This window comes from Spirillospora sp. NPDC048824 (assembly GCF_043198455.1).
Taxonomy (GTDB): domain Bacteria; phylum Actinomycetota; class Actinomycetes; order Streptosporangiales; family Streptosporangiaceae; genus Spirillospora.
In genome coordinates this window covers 210,982-233,558 of record NZ_JBICUS010000003.1, presented here as the reverse complement: position 1 = coordinate 233,558, position 22,577 = coordinate 210,982, and the positions used below count along the sequence as shown (strand labels likewise).

Here is a 22,577-nt window from a genome sequence, read left to right as displayed (position 1 = left end):
AGGAGCGTACGAGGTGCGGGGACCCGCCGGGAGGTTCTTGGCGACGAGGCCGTGGACGTCGGGGGCGGTGACCGCCGCCGTCGTGACGTTCCTCGGGCCGCTCGCGGGGCTGTTGTGGGCCGGCACGGCCCCCGAGGTGACCTATGTGATCGTCCAGGGTGAGCCGCTGCTCGCCGATCCGGAAGGGCAGGGGCCGATCGGCCTCGACGCCGGGTTCGCCGTCATCGCCCTCGCCGCCGGCCTGCTGTGCGGCGCCGCCGCGTATCTGGCGGGCGGCCGCCGCAACGACGTCCCGCTGCTGCTCGGGCTGGCCGTGGGCGGCTCCGCCGCGGCCGTCCTCGCCTGGCAGACCGGTCATCTGATCGGCCTGGCGGAGTTCCAGGACGCGGTCCGCACCGCGCGCGACGGCACCACCGTGACCGGGGTCGCCGACCTGCGGGCGAAGGGCGTCCTGGTGTTCTGGGCGCTGCCCGCGGTCGTCCTGTACGGGATGCTGGAGGTGATCGTCCGGCGGCTACCCGCGGGCTATCGCGGCGAGCGAGGCGCCGGTGAGGCGGACGAGGTCGGCGGGCGCGAGCTCGATCTGCAGTCCGCGCCGGCCGGCCGAGACGTAGACGGACGGGAGCGCTGACACCGACGCGTCGATCACGGTCGGCAGCGTCCGGCGCTGCCCGAGCGGGCTGATCCCGCCGACGACGTAGCCGGTGGCGCGTTCGGCGTCGCGCGGGTCGGCCATCCGCGCCTTCTTGCCGCCCGCCGCGGCGGCGAGGGCCTTCAGGTCGAGGGTCGCCGACACCGGGACGACGCCGACGGTCAGCCGCCCGTCGACGTCGGCGAGCAGCGTCTTGAAGATCCGCCCGTGCGGGATGCCGAGGGCGTCGGCCGCGGCCTCCCCGTAGGACCCGGCGTCCGGGTCGGCCTCGTAGGCGTGCAGCGTGAACTCGATCTTCGCCTGGGTGGCGGCGACGGTCGCCGGCGTGCCCGCGCCGCCCTTGCCGCCCTTGCCCGTGCCGCCCTTCGCCTTCGCTGTGCTCATGGACGCAGTCTGCCGTGATCGTCTCAGTTGGGGTGGAACGACCCGTCGAGGAACTGCCCGGCGGGGATCATCGGGAGCACGTCCAGGATGCGGTTCTCCCTGGCCAGCAGTTCGCGTTCGGCCCCCAGGCGCAGCGCGGCGTCCTCGCACTCCAGCAGCCGCTGCTTGTCGTGGCCGTCCAGGACGAGCGACGCCGCGATCGCGTACGACATCGCCACCGGGTCGTCGGGCGGTTCGGCCTCGTCGAACGGCCCGGCTCCGGCGGCGCCCAGCCGGTGCCGGTACAGCCGGTACAGCCGGCGGACGCGCAGCGCGACGGGCCCCGGGTCGGCCCCCGGCTCCTCGGGGAGGTACTCCACCTCGCCCTGCAGGTACGGCCGGGACCGGTCCAGTTCCTTCAGCCGGAACCGCCGGGCGCCGACCGTCACGATGTCGTACCGCCCGTCCGGGTGCCGGGTCGCCTCGCGCAGTTCGGCGACGCAGCCGACCTCGGCGAGCCGGTGCGCCGCGCTTTCGCCGACCTCGTGGCCGAGTTCGATGCCGACCACGCCGAAGCCGCGGGGTTCGGGCAGTTCCAGGAGGTCGCCGATCAGCCGCCGGTAGCGGTCCTCGAACAGGTGCAGGGGGAGCACCAGGCCGGGGAACAGCACGGTGCCCAGGGGGAACAGGGCGAGCCTCTCGGTCACACTCTTTCTCCCACGCTCCTGGGCGCCGCCGGGGGAACGCCCTCGTACGCCAGCGTACGTGCTCCTTGATGATCTTGGTAAGGTCCGGTTCTTCACAGTGTGAAGCGGATGTCATCACGGCGGTCATCACGGCGGTCATCACGGCGGTCACCGCGGCGGACACCGCCCGGGGCGGCGTGGCCGGGCGGCAGGCCATTTCCTCCGATCGGCCCTGCCGTCCCGCCCGGGCCTGCCGGTAGCGTCGGACGTCATGAGGATGCTCGTCGTCGACGCCTTCACCGCCCGCCCGTTCGCCGGCAACCCGGCCGCGGTGTGCCTGCTCCAGGACGCCGCCGATCCCGCGTGGATGCAGCGGGTCGCCGCCGAGATGAAGCACTCCGAGACCGCTTTCGTCCGGCCCCTCGACGATGCCGAGGCGGAGTTCGGACTGCGCTGGTTCACGCCGATGGCGGAGGTCGCGCTGTGCGGGCACGCCACCCTGGCCTCCGCGCACGCCCTCTACTCCACCGGGACCGTCGCGCCGGGCGAGCCGATCCGCTTCCGGACGCTCAAGAGCGGTGTCCTGACCGTCACCGGGGACGGGGACGGGGGCGGGGACGGCGGCGGAACCCTGTCGATGGACTTCCCCGCCTGCTCGCCCGAGCCGGTCGACGTCCCCGAGGGGCTCACCGAGGCGCTCGGCGCCGAGGTGAGGGCCGCCGGACGCAACACGCAGAACGACCTGCTCGCCGAAGTCGCCGACGAGGCGGCCGTCCGCGGGCTCACCCCCGACATCCCGGCGGTCGCCCGGATCGACGCCCGCGGCGTGATTGTCACGGCGCCGGCCGCCCAGGGGGACGATCACGACTTCGTGTCCCGGTTCTTCGCCCCGCGCGTCCTGCCCGGCGACGGCGAGGACCCCGTCACCGGCTCGGCGCACTGCGCCCTCGCCCCCTACTGGGCGCGACGCCTCGGCCGCGACACCATGACCGGCTTCCAGGCGTCGGCCCGGGGCGGGTACGTCGGTGTCGCCGTGCGCGGTGACCGCGTCGTGCTGTCCGGCTCGGCCGTCACCGTCCTGGGCGGCGAACTGCGGGCGTGACCGCCGTGCGCGACGCGCCCGTCTCGGCACCTGAGACGGTGCGCGAGGGGTGGAGGGCACTCCGTAGACTGGACGCGTGATTTCCCGTATCGACCTGCGCGGTTCGCTGCCCGGCGATCTGCGCTCCGTGCTGCCCCGCGCCGACTTCGACGTCGAGGCCGCCCTGGACAAGGTGCGGCCCATCTGTGAGGACGTCCGCCATCGTGGCTCGGAGGCGGTCCGGGAGCACACGAAGAACTTCGACGGGGTCGATCTGGAGAGCGCCCGGGTCCCGGTCGAGGCCGTCCACCGGGCCCTCGCCGAACTCGACCCCGCCGTCCGGGACGCGCTGGAGGAGAGCATCCGCCGCGCCCGGCTCGTCCACCGCGCTCAGCGCCGCGCCGACGTCACCACGCAGGTGGTGCCGGGCGGCACCGTCACCGAACGCTGGATCCCGGTCGAGCGCGTCGGGCTGTACGTGCCGGGCGGCCGGGCCGTGTACCCGTCCAGCGTCGTCATGAACGTCGTGCCCGCCCAGGAGGCCGGGGTCTCCTCCCTCGCCGTCACCTCGCCCGCGCAGCGCGACTTCGGCGGGCTGCCCCACCCGGCGATCCTGGCCGCGTGCGCGCTCCTCGGCGTGGACGAGGTGTACGCCGCCGGCGGCGCGCAGGCGATCGCCATGTTCGCCTACGGCACCGAGGAGTGCCCCCGCGCCGACCTGGTCACCGGCCCCGGCAACGTGTACGTCGCCGCCGCCAAGCGGCTGCTCAAGGGCGTGATCGGCATCGACGCGGAGGCCGGCCCGACCGAGATCGCGATCCTCGCCGACGGCACCGCGGACCCGGTGGACGTCGCCGCCGACCTGATCAGCCAGGCCGAGCACGACACGCTCGCCGCCGCCGTGCTGGTCACGGACTCGGTGCGGCTCGCCGACGACGTCGAGACCGAGCTGAAGGCGCAGGTCGCCCGCACCAGGCACGTCGAGCGGATCACCGAGGCCCTCGCCGGGCGGCAGTCCGGCATCGTGCTGGTCGACGACGTCGAGGACGGCCTCAAGGTCGTGGACGCCTACGCCGCCGAGCACCTGGAGATCCAGACCGCCGGCGCCTCCGCCGTCGCCGCCCGCGTCCGCAACGCCGGTGCGATCTTCGTGGGGCGGCACGCGCCCGTGTCGCTCGGCGACTACCTCGCCGGGTCCAACCACGTGCTGCCGACCGGCGGATGCGCCTGCCACTCGTCCGGGCTGTCGGTCCAGTCGTTCCTGCGCGGCGTCCACGTCGTCGAATACGACCGCGGCGCCCTCGCCGGCGCCACCGCCCGCGTGGTCGCGCTCGCCGACGCCGAGGACCTGCCCGCCCACGGCGCCGCGCTCAGGGCCCGCTTCGACTGGGAGATCCCCTCGTGACCTCGCTCGACGACCTGCCGCTGCGGGACGACCTGCGGGGCCGCGAACCCTACGGGGCACCCCAGATCGACGTCCCGTACGCGCTGAACACCAACGAGAACCCGTACCCGCCGTCCGACCGGCTGGTGAAGGCCCTCGGGGACGCCGTCATGGACGTCGCCGGGACGCTGAACCGCTACCCGGACCGCGACGCCGTCGCGCTCCGCGAGGACCTCGCCGCGTTCCTGAACGCCGACACGCCCGGCCTCGGCCTCACCGCCGGGCGGGTGTGGGCGGCGAACGGCTCCAACGAGATCCTCCAGCAGATCCTGCTGGCGTTCGGCGGGACGGGCCGCACCGCGCTCGGCTTCGAGCCGTCCTACTCGATGCACCCGATCATCACCGGGGTGTCGGGGACGCGCTGGATCGACGCCTTCCGCGATGAGGACTTCGGGATCGAACCGGCCCGCGCGATCGAGGCCGTCGAGGAGCACCGGCCCGACGTCGTGTTCCTCACCTCGCCGAACAACCCGACCGGGACGGCGCTGCCGCTGGAGGCGATCGAGGCCGTCCTGCGGGCCGCGCCCGGCATGGTCGTCGTCGACGAGGCCTACGGCGAGTTCCGCCGCCGGGAGACGCCGTCCGCGCTGACGCTGCTGGACGGCAACCCGCGGCTGATCGTCACCCGGACGATGTCCAAGGCGTTCGCGATGGCCGGGACCCGGCTCGGCTACCTGGCCGCCGACCCCGCCGTCCTGGAGGCGCTGCTGCTCGTCCGGCTGCCCTACCACCTGTCGGCCGTCACCCAGGCCGTGGCCCGCACCGCCCTCGCCCACGGCGAGGAACTGCTCGGGAGCGTCGAGGCGCTGCGCCGCGAACGCGACGACCTGGTCGCGTGGCTGCGCGCCGAGGGCTTCCGGGTGGCCGACTCCGACGCCAACTTCGTCCTGTTCGGGACGTTCCCCGACCGCCGGAAGGTCTGGGAGAACCTGCTCGAACGCGGCGTGCTGATCCGGGAGGTGGGACCGCCCGAGTGGCTGCGGGTCAGCGTCGGCACCCCGGACGAGATGGCCGCCTTCCGCACCGCGCTCACGCAGGCGCGAGGGGGGACGGCCCCCCGAGCCGACTTCGTCGGAAAAAGTGAGGAGAGTCTGTGACGCGCAAGGGACGAGTCGAGCGCGGGACCAAGGAGACACAGGTCCTCGTGGAGATCGACCTCGACGGGACCGGGCAGGTCGACGTCGCGACCGGCGTGGGGTTCTTCGACCACATGCTGGCCCAGCTCGGCAAGCACGGGTCGTTCGACCTGACCGTCAAGACCACCGGCGACCTGCACATCGACAGCCACCACACGATCGAGGACACCTCCATCGCGCTCGGCCAGGCGTTCCGGGAGGCGCTCGGCGACAAGGCCGGCATCCGCCGCTTCGCCGACGCGTCCATCCCGCTGGACGAGTCGCTCGCGCAGGTCACCGTGGACGTGTCCGGCCGCCCCTACCTCGTGCACGTCGAGCCGGACGGCATGGCCCCGATGATCGGCCCCGAGTACGACACCACGATGACCCGGCACATCTTCGAGTCGTTCGTGTCGAACGCGCGGGTGGCGCTGCACGTCCACGTCCCGTACGGGCGCAACGCCCACCACATCGTCGAGGCGCAGTTCAAGGCCCTCGCCCGCGCGCTGCGCGACGCCGTGGCGTTCGACCCGAAGGTGCACGGCGTCCCGTCCACCAAGGGGGCCCTGTAACCGTGGACATCGGTGACCTGCACTTCACCTACGCCACCATGGCGCTCTTCGCGGTCGCGGTGTTCCTGCTGGCGGGCGTCTACAGCTTCGTCAAACAGGGCATCAAGATCGGCGCGGTGATCCTGCTGGTCCTCGCAGGGCTGGCCATCGCCGGGGGTGTGTCATGGCTGTGAAGGACATCGTCATCCTCGACTACGGGTCGGGGAACCTGCGCTCGGCCGAACGCGCCGTCGCCCGCGCCGGCGCCGACGTGACCGTCACCGCCGACTGGGACGCGGCGCTCGCCGCCGACGGCCTGGTCGTGCCCGGCGTCGGCGCGTTCGCGGCGTGCATGGCGGGCCTGCGCTCGGTCCGCGGCGACCAGATCATCGGACGCCGCCTCGCCGGCGGGCGTCCCGTCCTCGGCATCTGCGTCGGCATGCAGATCCTGTTCACCAAGGGCATCGAGCACGGCGTCACCACCGAGGGCTGCGACGAGTGGCCCGGCACGGTCGACCGGCTCGAAGCCCCGGTCGTCCCGCACATGGGCTGGAACACCGTGGACGTCCCCGGGGGCTCCGCCCTCTTCCGCGGCCTGGAGGACGCCCGGTTCTACTTCGTCCACTCCTACGCGGCCCGCCGCTGGGACCTGGAGCCCGACCCGACCGGCCTCATCGAGGCGCCACTGGTCACCTGGGCCGAGCACGGCGACCGTTTCGTCGCCGCCGTCGAGAACGGCCCGCTGTGCGCCACCCAGTTCCACCCGGAGAAGTCCGGCGACGCGGGAGCCGGCCTCCTCCGCAACTGGCTCACCACCCTGTCCTGAGCTCCTCTCTCATCACCGTCTTTCACCACCGTCGATAAGGTTTCCGCATGACTTTGACGCTCCTTCCCGCCGTCGACGTCGCCGACGGCCAGGCGGTCCGCCTGGTCCAGGGCGAGGCCGGCACCGAGACCTCCTACGGCGCCCCGCTGGAGGCGGCGCTGGCGTGGCAGCGCGCGGGGGCGGAGTGGATCCATCTGGTCGACCTCGACGCCGCGTTCGGCCGCGGCTCCAACCGGGAGCTGCTCGCCGAGGTGACCGGGAAGCTGGACGTCAGGGTGGAGCTGTCCGGCGGCATCCGCGACGACGCGTCGCTGGAGGCCGCCCTCGCCACCGGCTGCGCCCGGGTCAACATCGGCACCGCCGCGCTGGAGGACCCCGCCTGGTGCCGGAAGATCATCGCCTCGCACGGCGACAAGATCGCGGTGGGGCTGGACGTGCGCGGCACGACGCTCGCCGCGCGCGGCTGGACGCGGGAGGGCGGCGACCTGTGGGACGTCCTCGCCCGCCTGGAGGACGACGGCTGCCCCCGCTACGTGGTCACCGACGTCACCAAGGACGGCACGCTGCGCGGCCCCAACACCGGACTGCTCCGCGAGGTCTGCTCCCGGACCGACAAGCCCGTCATCGCGTCCGGCGGCGTCTCCTCGCTCGACGACCTGCGCGCCCTCGCTGGACTGACCGGAGACGGCGTCGAGGGCGCGATCGTCGGCAAGGCGCTCTACGCGCGGGCGTTCACACTGGAAGAGGCCCTGGAGGCCGTCAAGTGACCGTGGCCGTGCGGGTCATCCCGTGCCTGGACGTCGATGCCGGGCGCGTGGTCAAGGGCGTCAACTTCCAGAACCTGCGGGACGCCGGCGACCCCGTCGAGCTGGCCCGCCGCTACGACGCCGAAGGCGCCGACGAGCTGACGTTCCTCGACATCACCGCGTCCAGCGCCGACCGCTCCACGACCTACGACGTCGTCCGCCGCACCGCCGAGCAGGTGTTCATCCCGCTCACGGTCGGCGGCGGCGTCCGCACCGTCGAGGACGTCGACCGGCTGCTGCGCGCGGGCGCCGACAAGGTGTCGATCAACACGGCCGCGATCGCGCGCCCGGAGTTCCTGCGCGAGGCCGCGCTCCGGTTCGGGTCGCAGTGCGTCGTGCTGTCGGTGGACGCCCGCCGCGCGCCCGGGACGGACTCGGGCTACGAGGTGACCACGCACGGCGGCCGGAAGGGGACGGGCATCGACGCGATCGAGTGGGCCCGCCGCGGCCAGGACCTCGGCGTCGGCGAGATCCTGCTGAACTCCATGGACGCCGACGGCACCAAGGCCGGCTTCGACCTGGAGATGCTGCGCCGCGTCCGGGAGACGGTGACCGTGCCGGTGATCGCCAGCGGCGGCGCCGGGGCCGTCGAGCATTTCGTCCCCGCCGTGGACGCGGGCGCGGACGCCGTCCTGGCCGCCAGCGTCTTCCACTTCGGTGAGCTGAAGATCTCCGAGGTCAAGACCGCACTGCGCACCGCCGGCCACCCCGTCCGCTGAGCGGAAACCCTGATGGGCGCGGCGCGCCTCCGGATCGCGTCCTCTAGATCGCGTCCTCCTCGGCGGGGGCCGGGACGGTCGCTTCGGGGGAGCGTTCGACGACGGGGAGGATGATCGCCGACGGGTGGTCGGGGTCGTGGAAGAGTTCCTGGTGGGCCGGGACCATCCGGCTCGCGGTGGCGAGGGGCTCGCCGGTGCCGGGGTTCGCGGCGACCTTGGGGTGAGCGCCGCTGGTGACGTGGACGCGGACCTTGTGGCCGCGTGCGAACCGGTGCCCGGCCGGCCACAGGTCGACGGCGATGCGGCGGACGCCGCCGGTCCCGACGGGCTTGTCCGCGGCGGCGGGCAGCCGCAGGCCGCCCTCGCAGACGTTGCGGGACGTCCCGTCCGGGGCGACGTCGCAGAGCCGGACGATGAAGTCGGTGTGCTCGCGGTCGGAGCGGACGAACAGGTCGGCGCCGACCGGGCCGATGACGTCGAGGTCGTCGTCCAGGGCGGGGGAGGTGAACACCAGGACGTCGGGGCGCCGCTCCAGCGGCCGGTGGTCGACCGGGCGGGAGCTGCCGAGCAGGGTGGGGCCGCCGAGCGCGGGCGTCGGGCGGGCCGGGTCGAACCGGTAGGTGCTGGCGGGGGCGTCCCGCGGGCCGTCCTCGCCGAGGCCGTGGCCGGCGTGCAGGTGCCAGCGCGCCTGGCGCATCCCCGGGGGCGGCCAGTCGCGGTAGTGCCGCCACTCCCCGGCGCCCGTCACGTAGACGCGGACGGGGTCGGTGCGCAGCCCGGAAGTGTCGCCGAGCAGGTGGGCGCGGAACCATGCGAGCGACTCGCGCAGCGCCGGCAGGCCGTGCCGGGCGTCGGTGTGCCACCAGGGGCCGATGGTCAGGTACGGGGCGTGCCCGGCGGAGCGCAGCGCGAGGTAGTCCTTGAGCTGCCACGGCAGGAACACGTCGTACCAGCCGCCGAGGAGGCTGACGGGCGCCTCGACGCCGCCGACCGTCCCGCTGAAGTCGCGGCTGTCCCAGTAGCCGCCGGCGGCCGTGTGGTTGGCGAGGACGTCCTGGTAGAACCGCATCTGCTCCCCGCCGGTCAGCACGTCCAGCTCGGAGAGGGGGCGGCCGGAGCGGGCGGCGCGGACGGCGCGGCGGCGCGACAGCAGCGGCGCGGTCAGCAGGCCGAACGGCTGCTTCTGCCGGTGCGTGAGGTCGGTCCAGGTGAGGGTGGACTCCAGTGCGAACGACCCGCCGACGTAGGCGGCGTCCCGGAACGACGACGCGGTGATCTGCAGGGACATCGCCTTCAGCTCCGGTCCCGCCTCGGCCGCGACCGCCCACGCGGAGTAGCCGAGGTAGCTGGCGCCGTAGGTGGCGAACGTGCCGTTGAACCACGGCTGCGTCTTCAACCACTCCACGGTGGCGAGCCCGTCGTCGCGTTCACTGCCGAGCGGGTCGAACTCGCCGCCCGAACCGAATGTGCCGCGCGCGCTCTGCACGACCAGCTGGAACCCGAAGGGGACGAACAGCAGCCCGTTGGCCAGCGCCGCCGGGCCGCGCCGCCCGTAAGGGGTCCGCACCAGGATCGTGGGCGGACGGTGCACGCCGCTGGGGACGTACCGGTCGGCGAGGAGCGTCACGCCGTCCGGCATGGTGACGGGCAGGTCGCGCTCGACGGTGTAGGGGGCGAATCCGCGGGGGCGGCGGAGCCGGATCGGTGGTGCGGGCAGTCGGTCCCACGGGGCCATGCTGTCTCCCAGGCTGCCGTCTCCGTGCACGCCGTCGGTTGCTACTACCTAGTAAGGTATCCGTTCCGGCCGCCTGCAATCGCCACCCCCCCGGCGAACGGCCAAGGCCGGGCATGCCGGCGGCCCAATGGAGACCCGGCCGAACCCGGCGATCGGCAGTCCCTGACAAAGGCGTCCCTGGCGGCGTGCAAACTTGTCTGGGATCGTTGCGTTTCCGCACAACCGGCTCTGCAGGGGGGAACACTGATGTGGCCCGGGTCCAACCCACCGATCGGACCGCCGCCCACAGGGCGGGGTCAGGCGGGCCCGTCTTGGACCCCGGCGCCGCAGATCAGCCCCGGTGCCGGCTGGTACGCCCTGCCCGTCGTCCTCATCCTCGTGGCGATCACCGGGTTCTTCACCGTGTTCGCGGTCCTGTGGGACGACTCCAAGGTCGCGGACGGCCCGTCGGCGAGCGGAGACCCCGTCGCCGGGGTCCGAGTCCGGCTCTCGGACGGGTACGGCTACTTCATCTACGTGCGGATCGGCGAGTCCTCCCCCTTCGCGTGCTCCGTCGAGGTGGGGGAGCGGACCGGCCCCATCCAGCTGACCAGGAAGAACTCCTGGAGCGCCGCCGAGCACCCGTCCTACCGCTACACCGCCACGTTCGAGGCGCCCGTGTCGGGGACGGCCATGTTCCGGTGCCGCGGCACCACAGGCCCGATCCTGGTGACGCCGGACGACACCGTCCACGGCTACCTGGGGTTCGCCATCCTCGGCGCGATGGGCCTCGGGACCCTCGCGGCCGTCGCCTTCGTCGTCACCCTCGTCCGCCGCGGCGGCGCCAGGCGCAGGGCCGCCGTCCTGCACGGCCCCTACGGCGCCTGACCCGCGCGGTGGCCCCGCGCTCCGGGTCAGGCCGCGGGCCCGCGCTCCGGGTCAGGACGTGAGTTCGCGTTCCAGGGGGGTGCGGAACCGGGGGGTCGCGCGGATGTCGCCGTACCAGGCGGACATGCGCCCCGCCTCACGGTCGATCGCGCCCTCCGCGTCGGCGCCGACGTCCTCCAGCAGGCGCACGGCGATCTCGCCGTCCTTGCGCTGGGCCCAGCCGCCGACGATGCGGCCGTCCCACCAGATCGACGGCCCGATGTTGCCGTTCCTGTCGAACAGCCGCGGGCCGTGGTCGCCGAGGAACCAGCCGCGTTCCCGCCAGCCCATCGGCGTCGGGTCGAGGGCGGGCAGCAGCGCCGCCCACGGGTCCGGGGCGGGCACCGGGTCCAGGTCGTCCGACAGGACCACGCCGGTGGCGCCGCCGAGGTCGACCTCGGTGACGTCCAGGAGCGCGAGGGCCCTGCCGACGTCACCGGCGTTCCAGCCCGTCCACCACTTCAGGTCGGAGACCGGGGCGGGGCCGAACGCCCGCAGCCACCGCCGGACGAGGTCGGCGCGGGCGGACGCGGCGGGGACGTCCTCGATGCCGCCGGGCAGCCAGGCCTCCACCGGGGACCACGTGTACTGGCTGCTGACCCACGTGCCGTTCGGGCGCCCCCGGACGATGAGGCCCTCACAGCCGAGCGTGACGAGGATCCACGTGGTGACGTTCGTGGGCCTGGAGTACGACTTGCCGGGGGCCGGGTCGACCTGCGTCCGCAGCCGGGGCACGGCCGCGCCGAGCTGCGCGCCCGTCGCCTCCCCGCGTGCCAGCAGCGCCCGGTGCGCGGCCTCCTCGGCCTCCGCGAACCAGGTGGGGACGTCGGGGATGTCGCTGCCGCGCTCGATGATCCGGGCGTAGGCGGCGCGCTGCCTGGCGGCCAGGGCGTTCGCCGTGGACGCCTGCAGGACGGGGACGAGCTCGACGGGCGCGACGAACATCGTCCGGCGCATCGCGAGCATCCGCAGCAGCGTCCGGTCGTCGTACAGGGCCCGCTCCAGCGCCTCCGGGGCGGCGTCGACGCTGCGCGCCGCGACCGACAGGAACACGGTGGCCGGGTCGGTGGCGTGCAGCACCACCATGGACCGTGCGACGTCGGCGACGTCGTCCGTCCTGAACAGGGGGGACAGGCGGTGGCGGAGACCGAGCCGGGCGCGGCGCTCCGCCACGTTGATCGAACGCATGAGCGAATACTAGCCGGGTCAGCCGCCGCCCTCGCCACCACCTTCGCCGCCACCGCCGCTGGAGATCTTGACGACGACCTGGTCCTGGGTGACCGACTGGACCGAGACGTCGAAGCCCTCGGCCTGCTCGCCCTCGCCCGCCGGCACGGTCACGGTCTGTCCCGCGATCTTGAGCGTGACCAGCTGGCCCTCGACCTTCACCAGCTCGGCCTTGACCCCGAGGATGGAGGCGCTCGCCTCGACGCCGCGGTCGAAGGTCACCGTGCACGCGTTCAGGCCGCATTCGGTGGTGGCGTTCTCGCCGCCGCACCCGGCGGCGGCGCCGAGCGGCAGCAGGACGAACGGGACGACGGCCAGCTTCCGCCGGAGGGAAAAGGAGATCATGCGGGGAGTCTAAGGGGACCGCCGTCCGGCGCCGCCCCCCGGAAGCCGTATTCGCGCGGGACGGATGTGGCACCCCACGGTGACGGAGCTGGACCTCCAGGTGACATCGTGTTTCGCTGGGGACGTGACCAGTGACGATGCCGTGGAGTCACGGCCGATGGTGGGGCCGGTGGTGTGCGCGGCGCTGCGCCTGGAGGCCCGCGCGGTCCGCCGCGGCCTCGCCCGCACGCCGGTCGTGGTCGTCGGCTACCGCGCCAGGTACGCCGGCCGGCTGCCGGACTCCTGCGCCGCCCTCGTCACGATGGGCTTCGGGGGCGCGCTCGACGAGCGGCTGCGGCCGGGGGACGTCCTGGTCGCCGACGAGATCCGCGGCACCGGCCCGGACACGGCCCCGGTGCCGTGCAGCGCGCCGCACCTGCTCGCCGGGGAGCTCATCCGGGACGGTCTCAGCGTGCAGGTCGGGCCGCTGGTGACCACCGGCCATGTCGTCCGCGGCAAGGAACGGGCGGTCTTGGCGGCCCAGGGCGCACGGGTGGCGGACATGGAGTCGGCCGTGGTCGCCGCGCGGGCCGGCTCCCGGCCGGTCGCCGCCGTCAGGGTCGTCGTCGACGGCCCCGGGCATCCGCTGTGGCACCCGGGCATGATCGGCCGCGGCCTGGCCGCGCGGCGCGTCCTGGCGCGCACCGGGCCCGCCCTCGAACGCTGGGGCGCCCTGCTGGTGTGCGGTGAGGACGACACGCGCGCCCTCTGACCCGTCCCCGGCCCCGCGAGACCGCTGCCCGCCGGACGCTATCCGCCCGAGCCGTGGCCGCCGGACCCGTGCCCGCCGGAGCCCTTCTCGCCGGACTCGTTGCCCCAGCTGTGGGAGTCCCCGTGCACGATCTTGCCGCCGAGGTCCTTGCGGATCGTCTGCAGGGTCTTCTCCTTGCTGACCACCACCCAGCGCGCGCCGACCAGGTACACGCCGCCCCACGGCTTGGCCTCCTCCAGCCAGGCGTTCATGTTCTTGTCGGTGGTGAAGCTGAGCAGGACGTACTGGCCGAGGTCGTTCTTGCAGTTCCCCTGCTCCATGTCCGCCACTTTCCGCTTGCCGGTCACGGAGCAGTCCGTCTGCTCGGCGAGCTCCTTCAGGCTGGCCGGCTTCGCGCTCTTGCCGTCCGAGGCGTCCGCGCCGCCGCAGCCTGCCGCGAGGGGCAGTGTCAGGGCGGCGGCGGCGCACAGCAGCGCCTGCTTCTTCGGGACGAGGTGGTGTCGGGAACCCATCGCTGATCCTCCGGGGTGAGATGCGCGATTCGGGAGGTGAATACGCGCCCCGCCCCGGAGAGGTTCACCGGACGGCTCAGGTCGTCAGGCGGACGGTTCAGGTCATCAGGCGGGCGGCGGCCGCGGTGCGGACGTCGGGTTCCTCGGCGGTGTCGTGATGCAGCCGCTGCAGCCGGATCCGCGTCTCGCGGGTCAGCGGGGCGAACCGCGCGGCCTCGCGCCGCACCCCTTCCTCGCAGTCCCACAGCCCCTCGACGGTGTAGGACTCGGCCGTGTGCGGGGCCGTCCGGGTCAGCGCGGTCAATATTCGCGGTCTCAGGAAAGCGTAGGTGGATTCGGTCCAAGCGGATTTCAGCAGCGGGACGGCCTCACCGGCGCGTAGCCGCCCGACCCCCTCGATGGGGTTCGCGGCGGCCCGCCACTCGCGCCGGTCGAGGGCCGTGCGCAGCTCGTCCATGAGCAGCGGGACGTCCTGGCGGGTGCCGTAGCGGGCGAGGATGCTCAGCCCCATGTCCGCGCAGCCGCCGCGTTGCGCCGCCCACGCCCGCGCCCGCGGCACCGTCTCCGGCCCGTACTCCCGCAGCGCCCGGCGCACCGCGCCGCCGTACCTGCTCGGCCCCGCGTCGTGGTCGCCCCGGGGCAGCAGCTCCTCCGCGAGGTCGAGCAGCGCGAGCGTCCGCCGCCGGCCCAGCTCGAAGATCGCCGCGATGGCGCCCTCGCCCCGGCGCCTGGCCAGGTCCAGCAGCTCGTCCTCGCTCTGCCGGTCCCGGCCGGGCGCCGCGACCATGGCCCTGCGCGCCGCCCTGCCGGCCTCCCGCTGGCGCGCCCGGGCCTCGGCGATCCGCGGCTGCCGCGCCGCCCACGTCTCGATCACGGCGTTGTGGTGGGCCGGGATCAGCAGCGCCAGATCGGAGTCGTCGCACCGGGCGGCGACCAGCTCGTCCAAACCGATGGTCAGTGACGGATCCGCAAGGTCGACCAGCTCTTCGACCGCGTCGAACCATTGCGCGCCCTCCTCGGCGTACCGCCGCAGCGGTCTCGCCGCCTCCCGCCGGCTCAGCCGCACCAGGTCCGCCAGCACGCCCAGCGCCAGGTCCACGCGCCAGTCGTCGCCGTCGACCTGGTCGGACGGGTCGAACAGGTGCGCCGCGACCGGCTCCGCGGACATCTCCAGATCGACCATCAACCGGGCGTAGTACAGCCGCCGTGACTCGCACTGGCGGTCCCACCGCGGGTCCCGCCGGACGCAGTCGTAGACGTACTCGCCCGCGCCCCGCTTGTCCGCCGCGCGCCGCGCGGCCCTCCCGAGCCCCCGCTGCAGCTGACCGTGCAGCGTGCCCGCCGATTCCAACACGACTCCGTTGCTCACCCCAGCAGAATGCGCACCAGAACAGATATCGGGCAAGTCCTTTAGCGGTGTTTGCGCAGGGGAGCGACCCGCCGGCCCCGTTCCCCGGTGGTCGCGGTCACAGGGTTCGCTGGGCGATCCAGGAGCCGTGGAGGTCGGCGTAGACGCCCGGTTCGGCGACGAGGTCGGCGTGGGAGCCGCGCTGCACGATCCGTCCCGCGTCGAAGACGATGATCTCGTCGGCCGCCTCCGCCGTGGACAGCCGGTGCGCGATGGAGATCGCGGTGCGGCCCCGGGTCACCCCGTCGAGTGCCCGCTGGATCCGCACCTCTGTCGCGGGATCCACGGCGGAGGTCGCCTCGTCCAGGACGAGGAGGTCCGGGTCGGCGATGTAGGCGCGGGCCAGTGCGACGAGCTGCCGCTCACCCGCCGACAGCGACTCGCCGCGCTGCCCGACGGGCGTGGCCAGGCCGCCGGGGAGGCCGTCGAGCCAGTCGGCGAGGCCGAGTTCGGTCAGGGCCAGGACGAGGTCCTCGTCGGACGCGTCCGGGCGCCCGTAGCGGATGTTGTCCGCCAGCGAGGCGTCGAAGAGGAAACCGTCCTGCGGCACCATGACGATCCGCTCGCGCAGGGACGAGAACCGGATGCGGTCGAGGGGCACGCCGTCCACCAGGACCCGCCCGGACACGGGGTCCATGAGCCGCGTGAGGATCTTGGCGAACGTCGTCTTGCCCGACCCCGTCTGCCCGACGATCGCGACGCGGCTGCGCGGCGCGATGCCGGCGCTCACGTCGTGCAGGACGGGCGGCCCGCCCGGATAGGCGAACCCCACGGACTCGAACTCCACCTCGATGGGGCCGCGCGGCAGCGTCTCGCCGCCGTCGCCCGGGTCGGCGACGTCCGGGACGGTGTCCAGCACGCCGAGCACCCGCCGCCACCCGGCGATCGCGTTCTGCGCCTGGTTGAAAACCTCGGTGGCGGTCTGCATCGGGCTGACGAACAGCGTGACCAGGAACAGGAACGCGACCAGCTCACCGGCCGACACCTGCCCGGCGATGCCGAGCAGCGTCCCGGCGATCACGACGCCGGCGGTGGCCGCGGCGGCGACCAGCTCGCTGACCGGGAACGTGAGCGCCACCATGGCCTGGGCGCGGGTCTGGGCGTGGCGGTGGGCCTCCACGGTCGCGTCCACGCGCCGCCCGGTGCGCTCCTCGGACGCGTACGCGCGGATCACCGCGGCGCCGACCACCGACTCGCTGACCGCGCCCAGCATGTCGCCCATCCGCTCCCGCACCCCCATGTAGGCGGCGGAGAGGATCCGCTGGAAGTGGCGCAGCGCCCACCCCAGCGGCAGGAACGCCAGCCACACCAGCAGGGCCAGCTGCCACGAGTAGACGACCATCAGCACGCTCGCCACGAACAGCTGCCCGATCGACACGATGAACATCAGCCCGCCCGACTGCATGAACTGGCTGATCTGGTCGACGTCGCCCGTCACCCGCGACACCAGCGAGCCCCGCTTCTCGCCGCTCTGGGTGAGCATCGACAGGTCGTGCACGTGCCGGAACGCCTTGGTCCGCAGCTCCGCCAGGCCGCCCTCCGACGTCTTGTACAGCCGGACGTTCATCAGGTACGCGCACACGGCCGTCACCAGCACGGCCACCGCGCACAGCAGCACCGCCGACCGGATGAAGCCGATGTCGGGGCCGCCCGCCCCGCCCAGGCCCTTGTCGATCGTCTGCTGGACGGCGATGGGGACCACCACGCGCCCGGCCGTCGACACCAGCGCGAGCAGCAGCGTCCCGGTCAGGCCGATCATGAACTCGGGGCTCAGCAGGATTCCCCGCTTGAGCGTGCTGATCGCGCCCTCGGTCGTCGAGGTCTCGCTGAGCCCCGTGGTGTCCGGGCGCGTGGTGTCCGGGCGCGTGCCGTCCGGGCCCGGACCGCCCGCCTTGGTGCTCTTCGTGATCGTCATGCCAGGGCCCCCTCGCCGCCTTCGACCGCTTCCTGTTCCGCCTCGGCCCGCTCGTAGGCGTTGACGAGGTTGCGGTAGCCCTCGGAGCTCTCCAGCAGTTCCGCGTGCGCGCCGCGTGCGGTGACGCGGCCGTGCTCCAGGTAGACGACTTCGTCGGCCAGCGCGATCGTCGCCTTGCGGTAGGCGACGACGAGGACGGTCGCGCCGCCGTCCCCGCCGCCGGACTGCGCGTCCCGGAGGTTCTGCAGGATGCGGGCCTCCACCTGCGGGTCGACGCTGGACGTGGCGTCGTCCAGGACGAGCAGCCGGGGGCGCCGCACCAGGGCCCGCGCCAGCGCGAGCCGCTGCCGCTGCCCGCCCGAAAGCGTCGCCCCCCGCTCGCCCACCAGCGTGTCGAGCCCGCCGGGGAGCGCCGCGACGAACCCTTCGGCCTGGGCGAGGCGGAGCGCCTCCCAGACGCGTTCGTCCGGGACGTCCAGGCCGAGGGTGACGTTGCCCCGCACGGTGTCGTCGAACAGGAACGTCTGCTGGGGGACGAGCGCGGCCGTCGCGGCGATCCCGCCGCGCTCGACGTCCCGCAGGTCCGTGCCGTCCAAGAGCACCGATCCGTCCGCCGGGTCGACCAGCCGGACGAGCAGCGAGGTGAGCGTCGACTTGCCCGAGCCGGTCGGGCCGACCACCGCGATCGTCCGTCCGGGCGACGCGGCGAACGACACGTCGTGGAGCACGCGCCGCTCCGCCGCGCCGGCGCCGTCCCCGGCCGCCTCGCCGCCGCCCGGCTGATACGCGAACCGGACCTCCCGGACCTCCAGCGCGGTCGCCCCGCCGGAACCGTCCAGGGAACCGTCCCCGTACGGGAGGGACCCGCTCGCGTCCAGGACGCCCCGGACCCGCTCCCAGCCGACGACGCTGCGCGGCACCTCGCCCAGCACCCAGCCGAGCGCCCGGACCGGCCACGACAGCAGCGTGAACAGGTACGCGACGTTCACCAGGTCGCCCGGCGACATCGCCCCGGACCCCACCCGCATCGACCCGATCAGCAGGACGGCGAGGACGCCCAGGTTGGGCAGCGCCTCCAGCACCGGGTCGAACAGCCCGCGGATCCGGCCGACCGCCACGTTCGCGTCGCGCAGCGCCTCCGCCCGCTCGGTGAACCGCTTAGTCTCCGACTCCTCCCGGCCGAGGGTCTTGACGACCAGGCCGCCCTCGAAGCTCTCGTGCGCCACCTCGCTGACCTCCGCGCGCAGCTGCTGCGCGCGGGTCGCGACCGGTGACAGCCGGCGCTGGTAGACGACGTTGATCAGCGCGATGGCGGGGAACACCAGGAACCCGACCCCGGCCACGACGAGGTCGGTGAACAGGATCGACACCGCCGCGATCAGCAGCATGAACACCACGCCGACCGCCATCGGCAGCGGCGCGATCGGCGCCCACACGGCCTCCACGTCGGCGTTGGCGTTGGACAGCAGCTGCCCGGCCGGATGCCGGTGGTGCCACGCCAGCGGCAGCCGCAGGTACTGCCGGGTCACCGAGCGCCGGTACTCGGCCTGGAGCCGGTACTGCATGAGGCCGGCGTAGAACCGCCGTCCCGCGACGCCGATCGCCTTCAGCAGCGCCACGCCCATGATCGCGGTGGCGGCCGCGGCCAGCGCCCCCGCCGTCGTGTCCCCGGACTCGAACGCCGGCAGCACGACCTCCTCGGCCGCCCAGCCGAGCACCTGGGCGCTCGCGACGGTCATCGCCGCGTACAGCACGCTGGCGAGCACCGACACCGTGAACACCCGCGGTTCGGCCTTCACCGCGACCCACAGGACGGCCATCCCGTCGCGAAGGACCCGCGGGTTGACGCGTCTGGACGCAGGTGGCACGGCGACTCCTCGAACACGGCGGCGCCCGGGAACGCCCCCCGCGCACGGGGCCGTGGGGGAGTGCGGGCCTGAATATCACCTACGATCCGGCACCCGCGCTTATTCCCGGCCGGCCCGCCGCGGCTTACGATCAGCCGATGAGCACGCCCGAGGACGGCCCGGCCCCGTCCGCTCCCGATCCCGTCCGCCGCGAACGCCTGCTGCTGGCCGCAGCCCTTGCGGAGGCGGGGCCGGACGCGGCCACGAAATGCGCCGGCTGGGACGCCCGCGACCTGGCCGCCCATCTGGTCGTCCGCGAGCGCCGCCTCGACGCGGCCCCGGGAATCCTGTTGTCACCGCTGTCCTTCTACACCGAGCGCGTACGGCGCCGGACGGCCCGCGCCGTCCCGTTCGACCAGCTGGTGGAACGGTTCCGCCAGGGGCCGCCGAAGTTCTCGCCGTACGCTCTTCCCGGCGTGGACAAAATCGCCAACGGCGTTGAGTTCTTTGTGCACCATGAGGACATCCTGCGCGCGGCTCCGGACTGGGAGCCGCGGGACATCTCGCCGGAACTTGAGGAAGTGCTCTGGCGGCGGATAAGAATTGCCCGCTTTGTCCTAAGAAAGGTTCAGGTCGAGGTAACGCTCGTCCAGCCCGACGGAAGGAGCGTGCGCGTGTCCGGGCGCGGCCGCCGCGCCCGCGGAGCCGTGCGCGTGCACGGTCCCGCCGGCGAACTGGTCCTGTGGACACTGGGCCGCCGGGACGTCGCGAGGGTGCGGCTCACCGGGGCGACGGACGCTGTCAAGGCCCTGACCGAGACCGGTTGGAGTCTTTAACGGGCAGGTAACGGCGGGGTTCGCCAGGAGAAGAACTACGTCCCTTGTTGCTCCTCCGCTTTGCGTGGAACCGGTGATACGGTGGGGCGGTCGGTTGCAGTCGTGGTTCTCGATCGTTTGTCCAGACGCCCGCGGACTGATGGCAGCGGGCGTTTTGGCTTTTCCGGGACCGTACGGGGGGCGAGAGCGTGCCGCAGCGACCGCACGGGCCCGCGAGGTGTGGGCCCAGGTTTTGCCGCAAGGAGAAAGACATGCCCCAGCAGGGCACCGTGAAGTGGTTCAACGCCGAGAAGGGCTTCGGATTCATCGCCGTCGACGGCGGCGGGCCGGACGTCTTCGTGCACTACTCGGCCATCCAGTCCTCCGGATACCGCACGCTGGACGAGAACCAGCGCGTCCAGTTCGAGGTGACGCAGGGTAACCGGGGTCCGCAGGCTGACCAGGTCGTCCCCCTGTAACACCCGTAGTCGTACGTCTGGGTCCGTCCCCCCGGCCAGGGGAGGCGGGCCCTTTCGTTTCACGGCGTCTTCGTTCCACGGCGTCTTCGTTCCACGGCGTCGCCGCGGGCGTCACCCGCATCCGCCGCGCGGCGGCGCTGCCATAGGATCGGACCCATGTCAGTTCGACCCTCCGGCCTGGACCCCGAGATCGCCGACCGGCTGAAGCGCGACCCGAACGGTCTCGTGCCCGCCATCGCCCAGCAGCACGACACCGGCGAGGTGCTCATGCTCGGCTGGATGGACGACGAGGCCCTGCACCGCACCCTCACCACCGGCCGCTGCACCTACTGGTCGCGCAGCCGCCAGGAGTACTGGGTGAAAGGCGAGAGCTCCGGCCACCAGCAGTGGGTCAAGTCCGTCGCGCTGGACTGCGACGCCGACGCGATCCTGGTGAAGGTCGACCAGGTCGGCGCCGCCTGCCACACCGGCGACCGCACCTGCTGGGACGCCGACGTCCTCCCCGCCGTGGTCGGAGAACGACCCGACGCCGCCGTATGACCGGGCGCGCACGATGACCCCCGGGCGTGAACGCGGCCTGACGGCCCTGCTGTGCGCCGCCGGTTCGGGTCTGGCCCTGCTCGCCGCCGGGCGCACCTGGGCCACCGTCGCGGCCGAGGGCGCCATCACCCCGCTCACCCGGAACCTCTCGGGCGGCGACCTCGGCGGCGCCGCCGGCGCCCTCGGCCTGGCCGGGCTCGCCGGGCTCGCCGCCCTGTTCGCCACCCGCGGCCGTGTCCGCGCGGGCGTCGGCGTCCTCATCGCCCTGTTCGGCGCCGGCATCGCCTACGCGTCGGCCGCCGCCGTCCGGCGCTCGAACGTCCTGTCAGCCGCCGGCGACGAGAGCACCCTGCTGACCTTCGGCGGCGACCCCGCCGTCGACGTGAGCCTGTGGTGGCTCGTCTCCGTCGCCGGCGGCGTCGTCCTCGCCGTGGGAGGCCTCGTCACCGCGGTCCGCGGCGCGCGCTGGCCGGGGATGTCCGCCCGCTACGAACGCGCGGCCCCGCGCCGGCCGGCGGCCGGGGACGACGACCCGTCCGCCATGTGGAAGACCCTCGACCGCGGTGAGGACCCCACCGCCCAGAAGAACGGCCGGCCGTGAACACCGACGGCGGCGGGCTCGTCCTCGTGGCCGAGCACGACCCGGCCGTCGCCGAACTGCAACGCCGCTACCTCGCCCGCGAAGGCTTCGACGTCGAGATCGAAGCCGACCCCGCGCGCGCACCCGCGGCGGCCCGGCGCAGCCGCCCGGACGCGGTCGTCCTCGACCTGTCCGCCTCGGCCCTCCCCGCGGACCTGTACCACCGCGTGACCGAGGCCGCCCGCCCCGCCCCCGTCATCGCCGTCACCGGCCCCCTGGACCCCGCCATCGCCCGCGCCCTCGGCGAGCACCGCGTCGACCGCCCCTTCGGCCCCCGCGTCCTGGTCGCCGCCGTCGCCGAGGCACTCCGCCGCGGCGCCCCCGCGGAAGCGCCGGGCCCCCTGCGCGCCGGCCCCCTCGCCCTCGACCCCCGCAGCCGCGTCGCCGTCATCGGCGACCGCCGGGTCACCCTCACCGTCACCGAATTCGACCTCCTCGAATTCCTGATGGGCAGCCCCGGCCGCGTCCACACCCGCGAACAGCTCCTCGACGCCGCCTGGGGCCCGGGCGCCGGCGCCGGAAGCCGCACCGTCGACGTCCACGTGGCCCAGCTCCGCGCCAAACTGGGCGAACGCAACCCCATCAGAACCGTCCGCGGCGTCGGCTACGTCCTGGACGCCTGAGCTGCGCCTGAACTGCGCCGCTCATGCCGCGGTGCCCTGCCGGACCCGCACCGGCCTGCGCGGCGTGCCCGCCTGACCTAGGCTGGCAGCGTGACCCGCTCGCCCGCCCACCCTCACCCGCCGCCGACCAGGGGACGCGGCCGGGCCCTGCTTCCGCAGGCGATGGTGCTCGGCGGCGCCGCCGCGGCGACCCTTCTCGTGGCGTTCCGGGACCCCAATGAGGCAGGGCACTATCCGAGTTGCCCGTTCTTGCTCATGACCGGGTACTACTGCCCGGGCTGCGGGATGACGCGGCTCGTCCACGCGCTCACGCACGGGGACGTCGGCGCCGCGTTCGGGCTCAACCCCCTGCTGTTCGTCCTGCTGCCGGTCTTCGGCTACCTGTACGTGCGGTGGACGCTGCTGGCCGCGCGCGGCGACCCGATGCGGACCAGGTTGTTCAGACCCGCGGTGGCGTACTCGTTCATCGCCCTGCTCGCCGTCTACTGGGTCGTCCGCAACCTGCCCTTCGCCCAGGCCCTGGCCCCCTGACCCGCCCCTCCGCAGCCCACCGGAGCGGAGCGGGGAGACCCGTGCCGTATAGCCGGGGTC

Annotated in this window: 26 protein-coding genes; 17 read left to right on the top strand and 9 right to left on the bottom strand. The window is 73.7% G+C overall.

From position 1 onward, the window contains the following. Nucleotides 1-37 precede the first annotated feature (37 nt). Nucleotides 38-631 (top strand): hypothetical protein, encoded by a 594-nt coding sequence (locus ACGFIS_RS07505; protein ID WP_392909139.1) that lies wholly within the window; start codon nt 38-40, stop codon nt 629-631. Here the strand turns inward: ACGFIS_RS07505 and ybaK are convergent. After that, nucleotides 515-1,036: a Cys-tRNA(Pro) deacylase gene (ybaK, locus tag ACGFIS_RS07500; protein WP_392909137.1), complete on the bottom strand. Its 522-nt coding sequence runs from the start codon at nt 1,034-1,036 to the stop codon at nt 515-517. The two genes, ACGFIS_RS07505 and ybaK, sit on opposite strands and share 117 nt — an antisense overlap. 23 nt (nt 1,037-1,059) lie before the next feature. Next, complete coding sequence (locus ACGFIS_RS07495; RefSeq protein WP_392909135.1) at nt 1,060-1,722, bottom strand: LON peptidase substrate-binding domain-containing protein; 663 nt, start codon at nt 1,720-1,722, stop codon at nt 1,060-1,062. A gap of 250 nt (nt 1,723-1,972) precedes the next feature. Between ACGFIS_RS07495 and ACGFIS_RS07490 the strand changes: the two genes are divergently transcribed. From ACGFIS_RS07490 to hisF, 8 genes are all read left to right on the top strand, one after another. Beyond that, entirely contained in the window at nt 1,973-2,803 is an 831-nt protein-coding gene (locus ACGFIS_RS07490) for a PhzF family phenazine biosynthesis protein (RefSeq protein WP_392969950.1), read from the top strand. A 76-nt stretch (nt 2,804-2,879) separates the two neighbouring features. Next, complete coding sequence (gene hisD / locus ACGFIS_RS07485) at nt 2,880-4,187, top strand: histidinol dehydrogenase (protein ID WP_392909131.1); 1,308 nt, start codon at nt 2,880-2,882, stop codon at nt 4,185-4,187. Beyond that, a complete protein-coding gene (locus tag ACGFIS_RS07480; protein ID WP_392909129.1) occupies nt 4,184-5,323 on the top strand; it encodes a histidinol-phosphate transaminase in 1,140 nt (379 codons plus the stop codon). Before hisD ends, ACGFIS_RS07480 begins: the two co-directional genes overlap by 4 nt. Continuing rightward, a complete protein-coding gene (gene hisB, locus ACGFIS_RS07475; RefSeq protein ID WP_358467106.1) occupies nt 5,320-5,913 on the top strand; it encodes an imidazoleglycerol-phosphate dehydratase HisB in 594 nt (197 codons plus the stop codon). Before ACGFIS_RS07480 ends, hisB begins: the two co-directional genes overlap by 4 nt. 2 nt (nt 5,914-5,915) lie before the next feature. After that, a complete protein-coding gene (locus tag ACGFIS_RS07470; RefSeq protein ID WP_392909126.1) occupies nt 5,916-6,086 on the top strand; it encodes a hypothetical protein in 171 nt (56 codons plus the stop codon). Beyond that, nucleotides 6,077-6,718: an imidazole glycerol phosphate synthase subunit HisH gene (gene hisH, locus ACGFIS_RS07465; RefSeq protein ID WP_392909124.1), complete on the top strand. Its 642-nt coding sequence runs from the start codon at nt 6,077-6,079 to the stop codon at nt 6,716-6,718. The genes ACGFIS_RS07470 and hisH overlap by 10 nt, the downstream gene beginning before the upstream one ends. A 47-nt stretch (nt 6,719-6,765) precedes the next feature. Then, nucleotides 6,766-7,485 (top strand): bifunctional 1-(5-phosphoribosyl)-5-((5-phosphoribosylamino)methylideneamino)imidazole-4-carboxamide isomerase/phosphoribosylanthranilate isomerase PriA, encoded by a 720-nt coding sequence (gene priA / locus ACGFIS_RS07460; protein ID WP_392909122.1) that lies wholly within the window; start codon nt 6,766-6,768, stop codon nt 7,483-7,485. Further along, entirely contained in the window at nt 7,482-8,243 is a 762-nt protein-coding gene (hisF, locus tag ACGFIS_RS07455; protein ID WP_392909119.1) for an imidazole glycerol phosphate synthase subunit HisF, read from the top strand. Before priA ends, hisF begins: the two co-directional genes overlap by 4 nt. Before the next feature lie 43 nt (nt 8,244-8,286). Here the strand turns inward: hisF and ACGFIS_RS07450 are convergent, their stop codons facing one another. Next, nucleotides 8,287-9,978, bottom strand: a complete 1,692-nt coding sequence (locus ACGFIS_RS07450; protein ID WP_392909117.1) for a CocE/NonD family hydrolase — start codon at nt 9,976-9,978, stop codon at nt 8,287-8,289. Nucleotides 9,979-10,224: 246 nt separating this feature from the next. Between ACGFIS_RS07450 and ACGFIS_RS07445 the strand changes: the two genes are divergently transcribed. Beyond that, nucleotides 10,225-10,845, top strand: coding sequence for a hypothetical protein (locus tag ACGFIS_RS07445; RefSeq protein WP_392909115.1), 621 nt, complete (start codon nt 10,225-10,227; stop codon nt 10,843-10,845). A gap of 51 nt (nt 10,846-10,896) precedes the next feature. On the opposite strand, the gene ACGFIS_RS07440 is transcribed toward ACGFIS_RS07445, so the two are convergent. Continuing rightward, on the bottom strand, nt 10,897-12,072 hold the full coding sequence (locus ACGFIS_RS07440; RefSeq protein WP_392909113.1) for a winged helix DNA-binding domain-containing protein: 1,176 nt from the start codon (nt 12,070-12,072) through the stop codon (nt 10,897-10,899). Nucleotides 12,073-12,090: 18 nt separating this feature from the next. Then, a complete protein-coding gene (locus ACGFIS_RS07435; RefSeq protein WP_392909111.1) occupies nt 12,091-12,456 on the bottom strand; it encodes a hypothetical protein in 366 nt (121 codons plus the stop codon). A gap of 124 nt (nt 12,457-12,580) precedes the next feature. On the opposite strand from ACGFIS_RS07435, the gene ACGFIS_RS07430 reads away from it, so the two are divergent. After that, complete coding sequence (locus ACGFIS_RS07430; RefSeq protein ID WP_392909109.1) at nt 12,581-13,207, top strand: hypothetical protein; 627 nt, start codon at nt 12,581-12,583, stop codon at nt 13,205-13,207. Nucleotides 13,208-13,245: 38 nt separating this feature from the next. On the opposite strand, the gene ACGFIS_RS07425 is transcribed toward ACGFIS_RS07430, so the two are convergent. From ACGFIS_RS07425 to ACGFIS_RS07410, 4 genes are all read right to left on the bottom strand, one after another. Beyond that, entirely contained in the window at nt 13,246-13,719 is a 474-nt protein-coding gene (locus tag ACGFIS_RS07425; protein WP_392909107.1) for a hypothetical protein, read from the bottom strand. Between the two features lie 97 nt (nt 13,720-13,816). Beyond that, the gene (locus ACGFIS_RS07420) at nt 13,817-15,088 is read right to left on the bottom strand and encodes a hypothetical protein (RefSeq protein ID WP_392909105.1); all 1,272 of its coding nucleotides are present in this window, start codon (nt 15,086-15,088) and stop codon (nt 13,817-13,819) included. 97 nt (nt 15,089-15,185) lie between these two features. Continuing rightward, on the bottom strand, nt 15,186-17,042 hold the full coding sequence (locus ACGFIS_RS07415) for an ABC transporter ATP-binding protein (RefSeq protein WP_392909103.1): 1,857 nt from the start codon (nt 17,040-17,042) through the stop codon (nt 15,186-15,188). Then, nucleotides 17,039-18,862 carry an ABC transporter ATP-binding protein gene (locus ACGFIS_RS07410; RefSeq protein WP_392909269.1) on the bottom strand — a complete coding sequence of 608 codons (1,824 nt, stop codon included), beginning with the start codon at nt 18,860-18,862 and terminating at the stop codon, nt 17,039-17,041. Before ACGFIS_RS07410 ends, ACGFIS_RS07415 begins: the two co-directional genes overlap by 4 nt. Nucleotides 18,863-19,047: 185 nt before the next feature. Here ACGFIS_RS07410 and ACGFIS_RS07405 point away from each other — a divergent pair, with 185 nt between their 5' ends. From ACGFIS_RS07405 to ACGFIS_RS07380, 6 genes are all read left to right on the top strand, one after another. Continuing rightward, nucleotides 19,048-19,725, top strand: coding sequence for a TIGR03085 family metal-binding protein (locus ACGFIS_RS07405; protein WP_392909101.1), 678 nt, complete (start codon nt 19,048-19,050; stop codon nt 19,723-19,725). Between the two features lie 251 nt (nt 19,726-19,976). Further along, nucleotides 19,977-20,183, top strand: coding sequence for a cold-shock protein (locus tag ACGFIS_RS07400; RefSeq protein WP_018657218.1), 207 nt, complete (start codon nt 19,977-19,979; stop codon nt 20,181-20,183). Nucleotides 20,184-20,339: 156 nt separating this feature from the next. Then, the gene (gene hisI / locus ACGFIS_RS07395) at nt 20,340-20,723 is read left to right on the top strand and encodes a phosphoribosyl-AMP cyclohydrolase (RefSeq protein WP_392909099.1); all 384 of its coding nucleotides are present in this window, start codon (nt 20,340-20,342) and stop codon (nt 20,721-20,723) included. Nucleotides 20,724-20,736: 13 nt separating this feature from the next. Next, entirely contained in the window at nt 20,737-21,324 is a 588-nt protein-coding gene (locus ACGFIS_RS07390) for a Trp biosynthesis-associated membrane protein (protein ID WP_392969947.1), read from the top strand. Beyond that, nucleotides 21,321-21,986 carry a response regulator transcription factor gene (locus ACGFIS_RS07385; RefSeq protein WP_392909095.1) on the top strand — a complete coding sequence of 222 codons (666 nt, stop codon included), beginning with the start codon at nt 21,321-21,323 and terminating at the stop codon, nt 21,984-21,986. The genes ACGFIS_RS07390 and ACGFIS_RS07385 overlap by 4 nt, the downstream gene beginning before the upstream one ends. A gap of 90 nt (nt 21,987-22,076) precedes the next feature. Next, a complete protein-coding gene (locus tag ACGFIS_RS07380; RefSeq protein WP_392909093.1) occupies nt 22,077-22,517 on the top strand; it encodes a DUF2752 domain-containing protein in 441 nt (146 codons plus the stop codon). Nucleotides 22,518-22,577 lie beyond the last annotated feature (60 nt).